Consider the following 17259-nt stretch of genomic DNA (forward strand, 5'->3'; position numbering starts at 1 on the left):
GTCCGCGCCCGCCCGCGCGGTCCGGGCGTCCGGCCGCCGTCACGGGGTGGCGGGCGGGACGGCGGGACGCGTCCCCCTCAGCCGCCGACACCCACGCGGGCGCGGGTGTGGGTGCGGTGCGGGTGCGACCACCGGTAGAGGTCGTCCCGGATGAGGCGGAGCTCCTCAAGGGCCCGGCCCGCACCGGTCTGACGCGACATGGTCAGGGCCTGGCGGGCGACTCCGGCCGAGCGCTCGCCCTCGTGCGCGTCGGCGTAGGCGTGGGCGAGACAGGCCATGTTGTAGGCCGTGAGGTAGTTCGACGGAGCCTCCGAGAGGTCCCGCTCCAGGATCTCTATCGCGTCGGCCGGATGGTGGAGCTGGATGAGGCATCCGGCGGCCAGGGCGTTGTGGACCCAGGCGGGGTAGTCGAACGTGATGGGAACGTCGTCCTTCGGACTCTCCTGGGGCGCCTCCGCCGACTCCTCCAGGCGGCGGTGACACATGTCCTCGGCCCCGGCCATGGCGTGGCCCTGCGCCTCGTGCCGGCGGGCCATCGCCTCCAGCGGCGGCGGGGAGAGCACGTGCTCGCGGGCGGCGACGGCGAGGTCGATCACCTGCTCGGGGTTGCCCCGGGTGTCTTGCAGGCCGGCCCGGCGGGCGAGCGTGTAGGCCACCAGCCGTTCGTCCCCGGCCTGGTGCGCCGCCAGCAGGGCGCGGTCCGACCAGGCCAGCGCCTCGGCGAGGTTGCCGCCCTCGTAGTGCATGCGGCTGATCAGTTCGGCGTCCTGTGAGCTGAGCAGGAGCAGCGACTGGCGGATGTCCGACCTGGCCTCGCGGTGCAGCGCGTCGATCGTGGCGAAGACAGGGGACAGGGCGTTGATCGTGCGGGCCGGGCGCAGGTCCGGCCGCGAGTACGCGCGCAGGACGGTCCGGAAGTAGGCCGCGGTCTGCTCGTCGGTCCGCCGGGGGTCCTCGATCGCCCGGCCGGTGCGCTCCTCGTCCTCGGCCGAGAACGTCCCCGCCATCAGCGGGATGCCGGTCAGGTGGTGCCAGAGGGTCGTGCCCGCCGCCTCGCCGCTGAACAGCTCCGCCTCGTTCATGCCGAACGCCCGGCAGAACAGCTCCGAGTACAGCTCGTCGGGCCGCTGCTCTCCGGCCTCCCAGGCGCGGATCATCTCCGTGAGCCTCTCCTGGCTGGGCAGCCGGTCCCGGGCCGTGTCGTCGGCGACGTCGGTCAGCTGCCTGCTGAGGTCCTGCCGGCTCCACAGGCGGCCACGCCGCCAGGCGCGCATGCGGGCGGCCCAGGTCGGAATGTCGATGGCAACCATCGGTGCATCCTCTCGATGTGTGGGCAGGAACCGACATTCCGCCCATACAGGACATCCGCTCCCATTCTCCTATGGACGTTGCGTGCCGTCCTCATAAGGATGCTAAAAACTCCGGCGGCCGCCTTGACCGTGATCTGGTCTCCGGCGCGGCCGGGAGCGATCACGGGGAGCCCTGCCCGTCCGGTGCGGGCGGGCAGGGCCCTGATCTCGGTTGTCGGTGCGGAAGCGTCTCAGTTGTCGGTGCAGAAGAGATGGATACGGCAGTTCGTCAGCCGGGCCGCCTCGGTGGCGGCCGGCTCACGCTCCTCCAGGCCCTGGAGGTCCTGAACGTCGAAGGACATGGTCTCTCACCTCCCTTCACGGGTTCCACGGCCGCGCCGGGCGCGGCACCGTCGCGGTGGAGCCGCCGCCTCCCGGGGGAGGGCGGCGGGTCCGGGAGGGGTGATCCCGGCCGGCCGCCATGACGTCGTCGAGCATCCACAGCCGCGCGCGCCGGTGACGGAGCCGGATGAGGAAGGCGACGACGCCCGCCGTACCGCCGAGGAACGTGGGGGTGACCGTGGAACCCGGGCCGGGGACCAGGAGCCTGCCGAAGCGGTGCACGGCCCTGGCCTCCAGGCAACCGGCCAGGTCCTCCGCCCACCGGTGGTAGCGGTCGTCGGCCGTGAAGTCGGCCATGTCGAGAAGGAACTCCCCCTCGCCGGGGAGGCCGTGGCACGGCACCGGACCCGTCTGCCACCGGGTGCGGTGGACCGCGACCGCGGCCCTCTCCGCCAGCAGCAGCGCGACCGGGTCACCGGTGACGCTCCAGTAGCGGATGAGGAAGGAGCCGATCCCCGACGACCCGCTGCACCAGTGGGGCCGGCGCGGGCGGACCGTCTCCGGCGCGTCCGACAAGACCGGCCACCACGCGGTGTCGCCGTCGAGGTCGGCGTGCTCGTAAAGGGTGTCGGCGACCTCGCGCGCGCTCGCCGTCCACTCCGGGCGGCCCAGGGCGGCGCCCGCGTAGAGCAGCGCCGTGCCGACGCCCGCGATGCCGTGCGCGAAGCCGAGGTGGCCCGCACCGACGAGGCCGGAGTCGAACGACTCCGGGGTGGTCCACCTGGGGCGCCCGTCCCGGTAGGACCGCGCGCGGTGGAGGTTCTCGAACGCCTCCGCGGCCCGCTCTCGGAGCGCGGGCTCCCCGGACCGGAGCGCGAGGTGGAGAAGCGCCATGCCGCAGCCGGCCAGGCCGTGCGTCACGTCGGGGTTCGGGTGATCCGTCGGCAGCCGGCCCGCCGCCCACAGGGCGAACTCCCTCATCCCGTCGTCGCCGCCGGCCTCCGCCGCGTCGTAGAGCGCCCAGACGGCCCCCGACCGGCCGAAATACAGGCCGGGAGGCCAGAGGTCCTCGCCGGTGAGGCGGTCGCGGAGCCATCGGGCGGCGGCGGCGGCCGTACGGTCGAGGCCGTTCCCGCCCCCGCCCCCGCTCCCGGCTCCGGTGGGCGAGGCGCCGTGCCCGGTGAGCGAGGCGAGCGTCAGGACGGCGAGGATCCCCGCCGCGCCCCCGTTCACCGAACACGGGTCCGCCTCGACCCCGTCGACGACGTTCGGCCACGGAGAGGGGCTGCCGTCGCGGGTGTCGGCCGTCTCCACCAGGCGCGCGAGTCCGCCGGCGACGAGGTCGCCGGACCTCGACGGCACCCGGTCCGGCTCCTCGGCGGGGTCGGACGGGCCGCCCGGCTCCGGCGCGGGGGCGGGGGCGGGCGGGCCGCCAGGTTCTTCGGTGGGGGCGGGCGGGCGGCCGGGCTCCAGCGCGTCCAGGAACTCCTCGCACCTGTCGAGTGACCAGCGCCGCTCCGGCTCGCCCATCAGCCCCGCCACGAGCGGGCGCAGCAGGGCCAGCGTGGGGTTGGCGGCGGCGGCCTCGGCGACGTGGCACAGGACGCGCCGTCCGCGTGCCGGTCCCGTGACGTCGTCCTCCGCGAGCGCCGGGTCGGCGCCGACCGCGAGGAAGTATGCCGTCGCGCCGAGGGCGTAGAGATCGGCGGAGCCGTCCGGAGCGGGCCGGAACCTGCCGCTGTGGGGCGACAGCTCCGGCGCCAGGTAGCCAGGGGTCCCGCCCACCATGACGACGCTCCCCGGCGGGACCGCGTGTTCGAGGTCGACGAGGCGGATGTCGCCGCCGGGCAGGAGCATCACGTTGTCCGGTGAGAGGTCGCTCAGGACGTAGCCATGGCGGTGAACGGCCCGGACCCCCTCGACGAGGCGGCGGACGACGGGCAGGACCTCCGCCGCCCCGTTCCCGAAACCGCTCCGGCCCAGGGGGCTGGCGCGCTCCTGCGACCACCGCCGCAGCGTGATCCCGGGCACGAGCTCCTCGGCGAGGAAGACGTGTCCTCCCTGCTCGAAGAGGTCGACCACGGCCGGCACGACGCCCGTGACGGCGAGGGCCTCCAGGCAGGACCGCTCGGCCGCCACGCGGTCCCGGGCGTCCCTGCCGCTCAGGTCGGAGCAGGCGTGGGGACGTCCCTCCTTGACGACGACCTCCGCGCCGGTCTCGGTGTCCTCTGCGAGGTAGACGCCGCCCCGGTTGGCGTGCCGTACGGCCTCGCGGACGACGTAGCGGCCCTTCAGCACGACGGCGGACGGCCGCGCCGAGGGAGGGGACGGCTCGGAAGGGGGCGTCGCGGGCGCGGCCGCCGTCAAAGGAGAGGGCGCCGCAAAAGGAAGGGCCGCCGTCAAAGAAGCGGGCAACGCAGAAGGAGCGGGCGTCGCGGAAGGAGGGGCCGCCGTCAAAGGAGCGGACGTCGCGGAAGGAGCGGGCGTCGCGAAAGGGGAGGTCGCGAAGGGCGGCGGCGAGAACCGCGGCAGCCGCTCGTCGCGGACCAGTTCGCCGCCCGGCGCGCGCAGACGGACCTCGTAGAACCCGTCGTTGCCGAGCACCCGGTGCCCGCCGAAGGCGCCGTAGCGGTAGTGCACGATTCCCCCCACCCGGTAGGGACGGTCGGTGAGGATCGCCGGGCCGGGGAGCCCCAAGGTGGCCTCGTCGAGGAGGGCGGCCAGCCGTGCCGACCCGTCGTCGTCGAGCGGATAGGCGGTGACGAACTTCCCCGCGTGGGCGCGGGGGCAGTGCGGGGTGAGGAGGTCCCAGTAACCGCTCAGGCGCGTGGGGAACTTGAACGCGCAGCCCGCCTCGATGAGCACCGGGGCGGCGCGGGACAGCACGACGGGGGCGGAGAGCATCGTCGCCGACAGGTGCAGCTTCCACCCCTGCGGAGGCATCGGATAACCGTCCGGGGTGACCCCGCACCAGAATTCCCCGTCGTCGACCGACCAGCCATGAGCCCCCGCCCGCCTGAGTCCGGCGATCACGATGTCGCGCAGAAGGGCTCTCTCACCCGAATGAATTTCCACGCGAGTTCCCCTTCCGGCCATGGTGCGCTGCGCCGCCTGGCGACAGGATCGCCCATGACTGCCGTCAATGACAGGTAGTTTTCCGGTCTGCCAAGTCAGTGACAGTTATTTCGCTCTGGTTTTCACCCATAAATATGCTTAAATTTGTTTGCGGGAATCCTGGATTCCCGTCGATCGCGGGACGCCTGCGGGTGTCCCGGTTGCGCGGTCCGGCCGGAACACCCGGTGGGAGGTGTGGGGCCGCCGGGAGGGCGTTCCTCTGACGCGGACGGCTGTCGTAAAATGCTGAATTCGCCTCACGTGCTCACGGGAGTGACCGCCCAACGTGTGCGTTAGAAGGTAATTGTCCGGATTATCAGCGAGAAACGCGGAACGGCCGAGCTGTTCGACAGGCCATCGGGGAGTGAGCATGAGCACGGAGCATGCCGAAGGCGGCGTGGCGCGTGGTGGCGTCCTCACCGGAGTCGGTGGCGGGCCCGGTGGCGGCCCCACCATCCTGCGGATCCTGCTGGGTGCCCAGCTCCGGCGGCTGCGCACGGCCCGGGGCATCTCCCGGGAGGACGCCGGATACGCCATCCGCGCCTCTCACGCCAAGATCAGCAGGCTGGAGCTGGGGCGGGTCGGCTTCAAGGAGCGCGATGTCGCCGACCTGCTGACCCTGTACGGGGTGACCGCCCCCGGCGACCGGGAGCCGATGCTCGACCTGGCCCGCCAGGCCAACGCCCCGGGCTGGTGGCACAGATACGGCGACCTGCTCCCGAGCTGGTTCGAGGTCTACGTCGGACTGGAGGAGGCCGCCTCGATCGTGCGGACCTACGAGGTCCAGTTCGTCCCCGGTCTCATGCAGAGCCCCGGCTACGCCCGGGCGGTCATCATGCTCGTGCACGGCGGCGCGTCGGCCGAGGAGGTCGACCGCCGTGTCGCCCTCCGGATGGCCCGGCAGGAGCGCCTCACCCGGCCGGACGCGCCGACGCTCTGGGCCGTGATGGACGAGGCCGTGCTGCGCCGCCCCATCGGCGGCGAGCAGGTGCTGCGCGCGCAGGTCGACCACCTGCTGGAGCTCACCGAGCTGCCCAACGTGAGACTGCAGATCATGCCGTTCCACCGGGGCGGTCACGCGGCGGCGGGCGGGCCGTTCTCCATCCTGCGCTTCCCCGAACGCGACCTGCCCGACGTCGTCTACATGGAGCAGCTCACCAGCGCCCTCTACGTCGACAAGCTTGAGGAGACCGACCACTACATGCAGGTCATGGACCGCCTGTGCGTCCAGGCGTACTCCGTCTCCGACAGCAAGAGGTTCCTGCGCGACCTGCGCGCGGAGCTGCCGGGCTGAGCCGGGCCGCCGGCCCCCGGGCTGCTGGCCCCCGGGCCCAGCCGGCCGCCGGGCTGCTGGGCCCCTGGGCTGAGCCGGGCCGGGCGAAACGGGGCGGGGCCGCCGGGCCGAGCCGGGCCGCCGGGCCGGGCGGGGCGTCAGGCCGTCCTGCTGCCGACGCCGCCGAGCACGATCATCCGCGTGGACGGCGCGTCCATGCGGGGCCGCCACCGCGTCACGTCGACCAGGCCAGGCTCGACCAGGTCGAATCCGTCGAAGAACGGCAGGATCTCCTCGTGGCGCCGGAAGTCGATCGTGAGCGGGCCGCCCGCCATCGCCGCCCGCGCCCGCGCGACGGCCTGGGGGTCCCCCTCGGCGCTCGGCTGGGAGATGGCCAGCATGCTCCCCTCCGCCATGCGCTCGCGGAAGCGGCCGACGATCCTCACCGGCTCCTCCGGGCCGGGGAAGAACTGGAGCACCGCCACGAACAGCACCCCGACCGGCTCGGCGAAGTCGATGAGCCGGCCGAGCTCCGGGTGGGCGATGATGTCATCGGTGTCCCGCAGGTCCGCGCGGATGGAGACCACACGGTCGTCGGTGGCCAGGAGCGCGTCGTTGTGCACCGACACGATGGGGTCGTTGTCGACGTAGACCACCCGCGCCGCCGGGTCGATCCCGCGGGCGATCTCGTGAACGTTGGGCGAGGTCGGGATGCCGGTGCCCAGATCGATGAACTGGCGGATGCCGGACCGGGCCATGAACTCGACCACCCGGCTCAGGAACAGCCGGTTCGCCCGGGCCAGCGGAGGATAGTCGGGGGCCTGGGCCACGAGCATGTCCGCGTACTCGCGGTCGGTGGCGTAGTTGTTCTTGCCGCCCAGGACGTAGTCGTATACGCGCGCCGCATGCGGAGTGGTGGTGTCGATGCCGGCGGGCACTGAATGATCATCCCTCACGGGGCCGAGTGTATCGACCGTATTTGTGATGATTGGTGGCTGTTTACACTTCTGTGGCCGACCTTGCTGCGGCATCCGTGCCTGTCGCCGCCCTTGCTACGGCCTCCGTGCCCACGGCCGGGCCCCGTCGGGCTCCGTCTCCGCAGCCGGTCCCGCCGTGGTCTCCGGGCCCGTGGCCGTTCCCGCCGTGGCCCTTCGGCGGCGGGCGGCACCCCGCGGGGCCTCGACGGCGCCGTCAGTAGTCCTCAAGCCGTCAGTAGTCCTCAAGGGTGATGGCGGTGGCCGCCCGGTGGATCGGCTCGACGACCTTGGCCATCATGCGCTCCTTGCCCGGCATCCGGTTCATCAGCGAGAGCATCTTCAGCGACAGCCAGACCTGGGCCCTGCTCCCCATCACCATCCGCTTGACGTTGGCCGGCCCGAGGTTCTGGTTCTGCTCGGCGAAGTGCCGCATCCGCCGCTCGTAGCCGTCGAATCCGGCCCGGTGGTCGCCGCCGGCCGCGGCCAGCTCGCCCGCCAGGACGTAGGCGCCGACCAGGGCCAGGCTCGTGCCCTGCCCCGAGGCGGGAGAGGCGCAGTAGGCGGCGTCCCCGACCAGGGCCGTCCGTCCCTTGGACCAACGGTCCATGTGGACCTGGCTGAGCGAGTCGAAGTAGAAGTCGGGCGCCTGGTCCATGCCGTCGATCAGGCGCGGGACCTCCCAGCCCTGCCCGGCGTAGGCCTCGGCCACGAGCCGCTGCTGCCCGGCGCGGTCGCGGTGGTCGTGCTCCAGCGGCTCGGAGGCGAACAGGAACATGGCCTTGGCCCCGGCGTCCTTGGCCGTGCTGTAGGTCAGCGCGGTCCGGCGGGGGGCGACGTAGGTGAGCTCCCAGCGGTCGAGGTCCAGGTGGTTGGGGACACTGAAGATCGAGATGTAGTAGCCGAGGTCGCGGACGAACCGCTCCTCGGGGCCGAAGACCAGCGCGCGGGTGGTGGAGTGCAGCCCGTCGGCGCCCACCACCAGGTCGAAGGCGCGCCTGAGGCCGCTGTCGAAGGTGACCTCGACCCCGTCGCCGGTGTCGGTGACCGAGGCGATGGAGTCGCCGAAGAGGTATTCGACCCCGCCGTCGGTCAGGTCGGCCAGGATGCGGGTCAGGTCGCCGCGCAGGATCTCGGCGTCCTCACCCTCGCGCCCGCCGAACGTGTCGCCGTCCATGCTCGCCACCCGCCTGCCGGTGGCGGTGACGATCGATCCGCCCCGCACGTCGGTGCGCTCGCGCCGGATCTCGTCCATGACGCCCATGCGCTCGACCACCTCCAGCGCCGCACCGCGAATGTCGATCTTGTAGCCGCCCTCCCGGAGCGCGGGAGCCCGCTCCACCACCGTGGGCGTGAAGCCGTGGCGGCGCAGCCAGTAGGCCAGCGTGACGCCCGCGACGCCGGCGCCTGAGATCAGGACGTTCTTGTTCCGCATGGGGGCTCCTCGGCAGGTGTTCGGTCCCGTGTCCGAGCATGACGGTACATCAGCATGAGACGCTTGTGCAACACAAGTGTTTAAGACGATTGTTCAAGTCGGTGTGCCGTCAGGCGGGGGCGTAGTCCGGGGTGACGCCCTGCTCCGCCAGCCACGCGCGCATGCCGGGCACCTCCGAGGGGTCGGAGACCACCTTGGCCGCGTACCGGGTCACCGTGACCTCCTCGCCGTCCTCGAACAGCAGCCGTGAGGGGGACGACCAGGAGAGCGTCCACCGGGCCTGGCCGTGCTGGATCAGCGTCGCCTCCAGGGCCTGCCCCAGCACCCCCGCCAGCAGCGTGTCCGAGGGGTTCCAGCCGAGCCGCCGCAGCTCGGCCTCCAGCTCGGCGTGCCGTCCCCGGGCGAGCGCCTCGAAGGCGGCGTCGAGGTAGGGCCGGGGAGTCCCCATGACCCGCTGGCCGGCGACGGACAGGTCGTGCAGCGCCTCGGCGTTGCGGACGGTGTACATCCCGTGCGCGACCAGCTCCTCCCAGGACACCGGCCGCAGCGCGGACAGCGCCTCGGGGCTCCAGATGGTCCGCTCGACGGCGCCCGTGGCGACCGCCGGGTCGAGCAGGAGTGCCGTCGCCGGCCTGGGGTCGGCCGGGTGCCCCGGCTCGGGCAGCAGGGCGATCGCCGCCAGGCGCTCCCGCAGGCTGGGGTGGGAGTCGTAGGGGGAGGTCTCCTCGGGCTGCTCGCCGGCCCTGGCCAGCTCGGCCTGCCTGGCCGGGTCGTCGAGCAGCGCCCGGAAACCCGCCAGCACCTCGCCGGGACGGTTCCCGCCCGCCCCCGCGAGGGACATGTAGCGCTCCATGAACAGGTCCCAGGCCAGCGCCGTTCTGTGGATCTTGTGCAGCGCGCCCGACATCGCCTCCCGGCCCGCGATCGCGACCGCGAACTCGTCGGCCTCCAGCTCCTGGCGGCGCGAGACGGCCTGTGAGACGCGCAGGTAGAGCTTGGCGTAGAAGGAGAACAGCCGCTGCACGAAGGGGTGCCTGCCCAGCCCCTGGACGGCCGCGACCAGCGCGACCCGGCCGCGGTAGACGGGCGCGCCGAGACGGGTGTGGGCGCCGCTGTAGTGGCCCAGCTCGTGGCCGAGCACCGCCCGCGTCTCGTCGACGGTGAGGGTCTGCAGCAGCGGCAGGCCGATGTACATGCGGCGCCTGGTCGCGCGCAGGCCGAGGAGGCGGGTGTCCTCGGAGACCGCGGCGTTCACCTCGGCGACGAGGCGGATCTCGTCGGGCGGGGAGGTCTGCACGCGCCGGGCCAGCTCCTCGACCGTCCGCCACAGCTCGGGCTCGTGCTCCCGGGCGACCGCCACGCCGGGCTGCTCGTCCTCCTTCCTGCGGCTGACCATCCACAGCGCCTGGACGAGCGCGCCGGCCGCGAGGGTCAGCAGCGCGGCGACCTTCAGTCCGGCGGCGTGGAAGTCGATGAACAGCCAGACGTCGAAGAGCACGGCGGCCGCCAGGACGAGCCCGACCAGCACGTAGAAACCGGCGAGCAGAGCGAAGGCCAGTGCGGCCCGGAGCGCGGTGGTCATGGGGGAGAGGCTCCATGATGAGGGGACAAATGCCCAAAGACCCTAATAGAGCACCAGGTCGTCCGGCGGGCGGTCCCAGCATCGGACTGCCCACGACGCCGCTCCGCGGACCTCCGGCGCGGCCGTGTGACGCCAGGTCACCGGGGGTGCGGAGGGGACCGAGTGTCGTCCGGGACGCGCGGTCACGCCGGGATATGTTGGGGCGATGGACACCGGCTTTGGCTACTTCGCGACACATGACGCGGTCGACCCGGCCCGGCTCGCCCTGCTGATCGAGCAGCGTGGCCACTCGATGCTGCTGTTCAGCGAGCACACCCACATCCCGGCGGGTCCGCCGCCCGAACGCCCCGACGGGGGCACGCTGCCCCGCAAGTACTGGCACACCTACGACCCGTTCGTGGCGTGCACCGCCGCCGGCCTGGCCACGACGCGGCTGCGCGTGGGGACCGGGGTCTGCCTGGTCCCCCAGCACCACCCGATCAGCCTCGCGAAGTCGGTGGCGAGCGTCGACGCCCTCACCGGTGGGCGGTTCGTCTTCGGCGTGGGGGCGGGCTGGCTGGAGCCGGAGATCCGTAACCACGGGGTCGACCCGGCGCGCCGGTTCGCGGTGATGAAGGAGCACGTCGAGGCGGTGCGGGAGATCTGGGCCCGCGACGAGGCCGACTACCACGGCGATTTCATGTCGTTCGACCCGATCTGGTCATGGCCCAAGCCGGCCCAGCGGCCCGGCCCGCCGGTGCTGGTCGGCGGCACCGGCCCCCGGGTCTTCGACCGGGTGCTGTCCTACGGCGACGGCTGGCTGCCGAACTACGGGCCCGGCGTCCTGGAGCGCGTACGGGAGCTGTTCCAGCGGGCGGAGGAGGCCGGCCGGGCGGTGCGGGTGGTGATGATGTCGGTCCCCTCCGACCCCGCGGTGCTGGAGGAGTGCGAGAAGGCCGGAGTCGCCGCCGTGCTGCCGTGGCTGCCCTCGGCGGGGCCCGGCCGCATCGAGCGGGAGATGGACGCCTTCGAGACGGCGCTCGCGGAGATGCGGGGGGAGTGACCCCGGCGGGGGTGATCCTTACCATTGAGTCATTAACGTGTAATGCGTTCTTGTAAATGCGGCGGAACGGGCCGACATTCTGAGCAACGGAGCCGATCGGGGGACAACCCCTGGAGGCAAGCTTGAAGGTCCCCCGCCGAATCCTCGCCCTCATCGCAGCGCTCACCCTCGTCTCCCTCCCGGCGACGGCCCTGGCCGACACCTCGACGGTCCCCGGCGCCATGGCCTCGATGGGCGACTCCATCACCCGCGGCTTCAACGCCTGCGGCTTCTACCTCGACTGTCCCTCCAGGTCCTGGTCCACCGGGTCCGACTCGGCCGTCAACAGCCACTACCGGCGCCTGCGGGCCGACAGCCCCGACCTGGTCGCCCACAACGACGGCCGGTCGGGCGCCAAGGTCGCCGACATGGCGGGACAGGCCCAGCAGGCGGTCTCCCAGGGAGTCGACTACGTCACGATCCTGATCGGGGCCAACGACGCCTGCACGTCGTCGGAGGCGGGGATGACCTCGGTGGCCGATTTCGAGGCCAGGTTCCGTACGGCGCTGCAGACGCTCGCCACCGGCCTGCCCGAAGCGGCGATCTTCGTCTCCAGCATCCCCGACATCAAGCGGCTCTGGGAGGTCGGCAAGGACAGCTCCTCGGCCCGCACCGCCTGGTCCACCTTCGGTATCTGCCAGTCGATGCTGGCCAGGCCCCGCTCCACCGACCAGGCCGACATCGACAGGCGTGACCGGGTGCGCCAGCGGGTGGCCGACTACAACGCGGCGCTGGCCAGGGTCTGCGCCGAGCAGATCACCTGCCGCTACGACGGCGGCGCCGTCTTCGGCCACCCGTTCACGCTGTCCCAGCTGAGCCGCTGGGACTACTTCCACCCCAACACCTCCGGCCAGCAGACGCTCGCCGAGGTCACCTACGCGGCCCGCGTCCTCCTGTAGGGCCACGGCGTCCCCTCACCCAGGGCCCGACGTCCCCTTGCCGGGCCGCGCCCTGCCGGACCACGGAGCCCGCGGGCCCCGAGGCCGGCGGGGCGCGGCCGCGGGCCGGTGGCGCAGGGGGGCAGGTGGAAAGTCCCGCGGCGGTCGGCGACGTGTCCCGCTGCCGGGGGCCGGGGCGGTCAGCGGTGGCCGGGCACCGGCCTGACCCAGCCCAGGGCGCGTTCGACGGCGCGCCGCCAGTTGTCGTGCTCCATGGTGCGCAGCCGCGGATCCATGCGCGGGCTCCACTGCCCGGCCCGGTGCCAGTTGCGCCGGAGCCCTTCGAGGTCCGCCCAGTATCCGACGGCGAGACCGGCCGCGTAGGCCGCGCCGAGGGAGACCGTCTCCACCGCCATGGGACGCACGACGGGCACGTCCAGCACGTTGGCGATGATCTGCATGAGAAGGTTGTCGGTGGTCATGCCGCCGTCGACCTTGAGCGCCCGCAACGTCAGGCCCGAGTCGGCGTTCATGGCGTCGACCACCTCGCGGGTCTGCCACGCGGTCGCCTCCAGCACGGCCCGTGCCAGGTGCCCCTTGGTGACGTAGGAGGTCAGCCCCACGATGACCCCCCGGGCCTCGCTGCGCCAGTGCGGCGCGAAGAGCCCGGCGAACGCCGGGACGATGTAGCAGCCCCCGTTGTCCTGCACGCTCCGGGCCAGGGTCTCGATCTCCGGCGCGCTGCTGATGAGGCCGAGCCCGTCGCGGAACCACTGCACGAGCGCGCCGGTCACCGCGATCGGCCCCTCCAGTGCGTACACCGCCGGCTCTCCGCCGATCTGGTAGCCGACGGTCGTCAGCAGGCCGTGGCCCGAGCGGACCGGCACGGTGCCGGTGTTGAGCAGCAGGAAGCCGCCCGTGCCGTAGGTGCACTTGGCCTCGCCGGAGGCGAAGCAGGTCTGCCCGAACAGCGCCGCCTGCTGGTCGCCGAGCGCGGCGGCGATCCGCACGCCGGGGAACACCCGCCGGGCGGTGCCGTACGTCTCCGTCGAGGGCCGGATCCGCGGCAGCATCCGGCGCGGGACGCCGAAGAAGGCCAGGAGCCCGTCGTCCCACTCCAGGGTGGTCAGGTCCATCAGCAGGGTGCGGCTGGCGTTGGTGACGTCGGTGACGTGGACACCGCCGTCGGGCCCGCCGGTCAGGTTCCAGATGAGCCAGCTCTCCATCGTCCCGAAGAGCACCTCGCCGCGCTCGGCGCGCTCCCGCAGGCCCGGCGTGCGGTCGAGGAGCCAGCGGATGCGCGGCGCGGAGAAGTAGGCGGCGAGCGGCAGGCCGCAGCGCTCCGGCACGGCCTCCGCGCCCGGCCGGCGGGAGAACTCCTCCACCAGGGCGTCGGTCCGCGTGTCCTGCCACACGACGGCCCGGCCGACGGGGACGCCGGTCCGCCTGTCCCACAGGACGGTCGTCTCCCGCTGGTTGGCGATGCCGACGGCCACCACCTGCTCCGGACCGACGCCGGCCTGGGCGAGCGCCTCGGGCCCGATGCGCTCCAGATTGCGCCAGATCTCGACGGCGTCGTGCTCGACCCAGCCCGGCCGGGGGAAGTGCTGCCGGTGCTCGCGCTGGGTCACCGAGACGAGATGGCCCCGCTGGTCGAAGAGGATGCACCGCGTCGACGTCGTGCCCTGATCGATGGACATCACGTAGCGCGTGACCATGGGGTCCTCACCTGAACCTCGGTGGCTGCGGGGCGGTCAGCACCGGGACGCCCCGAGATCCCGGGACACGGCACGGGCCGCGTCTCGAACATAAGTCACCAGAACCGGGTTCGGCTGCCCCTTGGTGTCGCAGATCCGCTCCACCGCGCCGGAGATCCCGATGGCCCCCACCACCAGGCCGCCGTAACCCCGGATCGGCGCCGCGACACCCGCCTCTCCCACGGTCATCTCCTCGACCTCGGTGACCCAGCCCACCTCCCGCGTCCGGGACAGCGCCCGGGACAGCGCCCGGGGCGTGGTGATGGTCCGGCGGGTGCGGGCCTCCAGGCCGCCGGCCTGCAGGGCCGAGGCCACCCCGGCGTCGTAGGCGAGCAGCACCTTGCCCAGTGCCGTGGCGTGCATGGGCAGCAGCGACCCGACGTCGAGCGTCTGGAGGGTGTCGTCGGGGCGGAAGACGTGGTGCACCACCAGGACCTGGCCGTCGAGGACCGTCCCGATCCTGACCGCCTCACCGCTCCGCGCGGCCAGGGCGTCGGCCCAGTTGATCGCGCGCGAGCGCAGCTCGTTGACGTCGAGGTAGCTGGTGCCGAGATGGAGCAGGGCCGCGCCGAGCTGGTATTTGGCCGTCGCCTCGTCCTGCTCCACGAAGCCGACGCGCTGGAGGGTGCGCACGATGCCGTGGGCGGTGCTCCTGGCCAGGCCCAGGGAACTGGCGATCTCGCCGATGCCCAGCCGGCCGGGGCTCCGGGCGAGCAGCCGCAGGATGGCCGCCCCGCGCTCAATCGACTGGACTGAGCCGGGCATGTGATCGGTGACGGGCGGGACGGCTGTCGTTCGGCAATGTCGGCCCCCATCGAGAGACGGTCTCCGCTCTCCCGGCGCCGCCGGGCATCGAGCGCTGCGCGCAGCCCGCCGATATTACTATCGACTCGCATTCCTGACCAGTGTTCGACATTGTCGTCAGCCTGCCGTTGACCCGGTCCCGTTCCGCGCCTAGCGTCCCGATCAGCCGAGAGGACCGCCCCTTCCTGGCGACTCCCTCCGCGGCCGTCCGCCGGCGGTCCGGCCCCCACGGGGAGCCGTCCGTCGGCAGCCCGGCCCCCACGGGGACCGGACGCGGGCTTGTGACGTAACACGGCACCGTGAGGAGGACACATGGCGGAACGACTGAAAGCCAGGGGACTGCTCGGCGAACTGGCCGCCGAGTTCGCGGGCACGCTGATCCTGATCCTGTTCGGGGTGGGCGTCGTGGCGCAGGTCGTCGCGGCCGGCATCGGCGATCACGACAGCATCGCGTGGGCCTGGGGCCTGGGCGTCACCCTGGGCGTCTACGTGGCGGCCCGGATCAGCGGGGCGCACCTCAACCCGGCCGTCACGGTCGCGCTGGCGGCCTTCAAGGGCTTCCCCTGGCGCAAGGTCCTGCCCTACTCGCTGGCGCAGACCGCGGGCGCGTTCGTGGCGGCGCTGATCGTGCGGTGGAACTACTCCGAGGTGCTCACCGCGGCCGACCCCGGGCTCACCATCAAGACCCAGGGCGTCTTCTCCACCCTGCCCGGCAACGGGACCCTGCCCGTCGGCACCTGGGGCGCCTTCCGCGACCAGGTGATCGGCACCGCGATCCTGCTCCTGCTCATCCTCGCCGTCTCCGACGTGCGCAACTCGCCGCCGGCGGCGAACCTGGCGCCCTTCGTGGTCGGCCTGATCGTCGTGGCGATCGGCATGGCCTGGGGCACCAACGCCGGCTACGCCATCAACCCGGCCCGTGACTTCGGACCCCGCCTGGCCTCCTTCCTCACCGGCTACGGGACGGCCTGGCGCGATCAGTATGGCCAGCTCTACTTCTGGGTGCCTATCGTGGCACCGGTGATCGGCGGACTGATCGGCGCGGGACTCTACCAGGCCGTGGTGGCCCGCTTCCTGCCGCCCGCGGAGGAGCCCGAGGCGGGCCGGGTGCCGTCGCCGGCCGACTACGAGACCGCCTGAAAGCCGCCCCCCAGAGCAGATCCTTGAAGGAGACATCACTCCATGGCTGACTTCGTCGGAGCCGTCGACCAGGGAACCACGAGCACCCGTTTCATGATCTTCGATCACGGTGGCAACGAGATCGCCCGCTACCAGCTCGAACACGAGCAGATCCTGCCGCAGGCCGGCTGGGTGGAGCACAACCCGCTGGAGATCTGGGAGCGGACCCGGGCGGTGATCGAGACGACGATGGCCAGGGCCGACCTGACCGCCGCCGACCTGGTGGCGCTGGGCATCACCAACCAGCGCGAGACCACGGTGGTGTGGAACCGGGTCACCGGCCGGCCCTACTACAACGCCATCGTCTGGCAGGACACCCGCACCGACCGGATCGCCGCCGCGCTGGACCGCGACGGCCGGGGCGACGTCATCCGCCGCAAGGCCGGGCTGCCGCCGGCGACCTACTTCTCGGCCGGCAAGATCCAATGGATCCTGGAGAACGTCGAGGGGGTGCGCCGGGCCGCCGAGGACGGCGAGGCGATCTTCGGCAACACCGACACCTGGCTGCTGTGGAACTTCACCGGGGGGACCGACGGCGGCGTGCACGTCACCGACCCGACCAACGCCAGCCGCACCATGCTGATGAACCTGGAGACCCTCGACTGGGACGATGAACTGCTGTCCTTCTTCGGCATCCCCCGCCGGATGCTGCCGGCCATCAAACCCTCCTCCAACCCGGATCTGTACGGCACGACCAGGCGCACCGGCCCGCTGGGCGGAGAGGTCGCGATCTCCGGTGACCTCGGCGACCAGCAGGCGGCGACCGTGGGGCAGGTCTGCTTCGAGGTGGGGGAGGCCAAGAACACCTACGGCACCGGTAACTTCCTGCTGCTGAACACCGGTCATGAGCTGGTGCGGTCGAAGAACGGCCTGCTGACCACGGTCTGCTACCAGTTCGGCGCCGACCGACCGGTGTACGCGCTGGAGGGGTCGATCGCGGTGACCGGCTCGGCGGTGCAGTGGCTCCGTGACCAGCTCGGCATCATCTCCGGCGCGGCCGAGAGCGAGGCGCTGGCCCGGCAGGTCGACGACAACGGCGGGGTGTATTTCGTGCCGGCCTTCTCGGGGCTGTTCGCTCCCTACTGGCGTTCGGACGCGCGGGGCGCGATCGTCGGGCTGTCGCGGTTCAACACCAACGCCCACATCGCGCGGGCCACCCTGGAGGCGATCTGCTACCAGAGCCGCGACGTCGTCGAGGCGATGCGGCAGGATTCCGGCGTCGCCCTCGACGTCCTGCGGGTCGACGGCGGCGTCACCGCCAACGACCTGTGCATGCAGATCCAGGCCGACGTCCTGGGGGTGCCGGTGTCCAAGCCGGTCGTGGCCGAGACGACCGCGCTGGGCGCCGCCTACGCGGCGGGGCTGGCCGTCGGCTTCTGGAAGTCGACCGACGAGCTCAAGCAGAACTGGAACGAGGACCGGCGCTGGCAGCCGGAGTGGTCCGACGAGCAGCGGGCCGTCGGCTACGCCGGCTGGAAGAAGGCGGTCAACCGGACCCTCGACTGGGTCGACCTGTCCTGAGAAGGACGGGCCGGCCGGGCCCTGAGGAGA

The 17259-nt window shown here is 72.4% G+C and carries 12 protein-coding genes; 5 read left to right on the plus strand and 7 right to left on the minus strand.

Annotation, left to right across the window (positions count from 1 at the left end; genetic code table 11):
• Positions 1–77: 77 nt before the first annotated feature.
• Together J2S55_RS25975 and lanL are read right to left on the minus strand one after the other, a co-directional pair.
• Positions 78–1310, minus strand: coding sequence for an NsdA family TPR-like regulatory protein (locus J2S55_RS25975; RefSeq protein ID WP_306865916.1), 1233 nt, complete (start codon positions 1308–1310; stop codon positions 78–80).
• 357 nt (positions 1311–1667) lie between these two features.
• On the minus strand, positions 1668–4706 hold the full coding sequence (gene lanL, locus J2S55_RS25980) for a class IV lanthionine synthetase LanL (protein WP_306865918.1): 3039 nt from the start codon (positions 4704–4706) through the stop codon (positions 1668–1670).
• Between the two features lie 409 nt (positions 4707–5115).
• On the opposite strand from lanL, the gene J2S55_RS25985 reads away from it, so the two are divergent.
• Positions 5116–6039, plus strand: a complete 924-nt coding sequence (locus tag J2S55_RS25985; RefSeq protein ID WP_306865921.1) for a Sco1979 family transcriptional regulator — start codon at positions 5116–5118, stop codon at positions 6037–6039.
• Between the two features lie 137 nt (positions 6040–6176).
• Here the strand turns inward: J2S55_RS25985 and J2S55_RS25990 are convergent, their stop codons facing one another.
• From J2S55_RS25990 to J2S55_RS26000, 3 genes are all read right to left on the minus strand, one after another.
• Positions 6177–6974: an SAM-dependent methyltransferase gene (locus tag J2S55_RS25990; protein ID WP_306865923.1), complete on the minus strand. Its 798-nt coding sequence runs from the start codon at positions 6972–6974 to the stop codon at positions 6177–6179.
• A gap of 253 nt (positions 6975–7227) precedes the next feature.
• Positions 7228–8427 carry an FAD-dependent monooxygenase gene (locus J2S55_RS25995; RefSeq protein ID WP_306865925.1) on the minus strand — a complete coding sequence of 400 codons (1200 nt, stop codon included), beginning with the start codon at positions 8425–8427 and terminating at the stop codon, positions 7228–7230.
• Positions 8428–8536: 109 nt separating this feature from the next.
• A complete protein-coding gene (locus tag J2S55_RS26000; protein ID WP_306865928.1) occupies positions 8537–10009 on the minus strand; it encodes a M48 family metallopeptidase in 1473 nt (490 codons plus the stop codon).
• A gap of 205 nt (positions 10010–10214) precedes the next feature.
• On the opposite strand from J2S55_RS26000, the gene J2S55_RS26005 reads away from it, so the two are divergent.
• Complete coding sequence (locus J2S55_RS26005; protein WP_306865930.1) at positions 10215–11051, plus strand: LLM class F420-dependent oxidoreductase; 837 nt, start codon at positions 10215–10217, stop codon at positions 11049–11051.
• A gap of 122 nt (positions 11052–11173) precedes the next feature.
• Complete coding sequence (locus tag J2S55_RS26010) at positions 11174–11989, plus strand: SGNH/GDSL hydrolase family protein (RefSeq protein WP_306865932.1); 816 nt, start codon at positions 11174–11176, stop codon at positions 11987–11989.
• A 179-nt stretch (positions 11990–12168) separates the two neighbouring features.
• Here J2S55_RS26010 and glpK (J2S55_RS26015) read toward each other — a convergent pair whose 3' ends face one another.
• Positions 12169–13686 (minus strand): glycerol kinase GlpK, encoded by a 1518-nt coding sequence (gene glpK, locus J2S55_RS26015; RefSeq protein ID WP_306865934.1) that lies wholly within the window; start codon positions 13684–13686, stop codon positions 12169–12171.
• Between the two features lie 36 nt (positions 13687–13722).
• Positions 13723–14490: an IclR family transcriptional regulator gene (locus J2S55_RS26020; RefSeq protein ID WP_306865936.1), complete on the minus strand. Its 768-nt coding sequence runs from the start codon at positions 14488–14490 to the stop codon at positions 13723–13725.
• 351 nt (positions 14491–14841) lie between these two features.
• On the opposite strand from J2S55_RS26020, the gene J2S55_RS26025 reads away from it, so the two are divergent.
• Complete coding sequence (locus J2S55_RS26025; RefSeq protein WP_306865938.1) at positions 14842–15669, plus strand: MIP/aquaporin family protein; 828 nt, start codon at positions 14842–14844, stop codon at positions 15667–15669.
• A gap of 42 nt (positions 15670–15711) precedes the next feature.
• Entirely contained in the window at positions 15712–17229 is a 1518-nt protein-coding gene (gene glpK / locus J2S55_RS26030) for a glycerol kinase GlpK (protein WP_306865940.1), read from the plus strand.
• Positions 17230–17259 lie beyond the last annotated feature (30 nt).

Origin of the sequence: Streptosporangium brasiliense (assembly GCF_030811595.1) — a bacterium.
Taxonomy (GTDB): domain Bacteria; phylum Actinomycetota; class Actinomycetes; order Streptosporangiales; family Streptosporangiaceae; genus Streptosporangium; species Streptosporangium brasiliense.

Excerpts from the sequence above, each read along its gene's own strand:
- J2S55_RS25985 (WP_306865921.1), top strand. The coding sequence starts at position 5,116 with ATGAGCACGGAGCATGCCGAAGGCGGCGTGGCGCGTGGTGGCGTCCTC.
- J2S55_RS26025 (WP_306865938.1), top strand. The coding sequence starts at position 14,842 with ATGGCGGAACGACTGAAAGCCAGGGGACTGCTCGGCGAACTGGCCGCC.
- J2S55_RS25995 (WP_306865925.1), bottom strand. The coding sequence starts at position 8,427 with ATGCGGAACAAGAACGTCCTGATCTCAGGCGCCGGCGTCGCGGGCGTC.
- J2S55_RS26000 (WP_306865928.1), bottom strand. The coding sequence starts at position 10,009 with ATGACCACCGCGCTCCGGGCCGCACTGGCCTTCGCTCTGCTCGCCGGT.
- glpK (WP_306865934.1), bottom strand. The coding sequence starts at position 13,686 with ATGGTCACGCGCTACGTGATGTCCATCGATCAGGGCACGACGTCGACG.
- J2S55_RS25975 (WP_306865916.1), bottom strand. The coding sequence starts at position 1,310 with ATGGTTGCCATCGACATTCCGACCTGGGCCGCCCGCATGCGCGCCTGG.
- J2S55_RS26020 (WP_306865936.1), bottom strand. The coding sequence starts at position 14,490 with ATGCCCGGCTCAGTCCAGTCGATTGAGCGCGGGGCGGCCATCCTGCGG.
- J2S55_RS26005 (WP_306865930.1), top strand. The coding sequence starts at position 10,215 with ATGGACACCGGCTTTGGCTACTTCGCGACACATGACGCGGTCGACCCG.
- glpK (WP_306865940.1), top strand. The coding sequence starts at position 15,712 with ATGGCTGACTTCGTCGGAGCCGTCGACCAGGGAACCACGAGCACCCGT.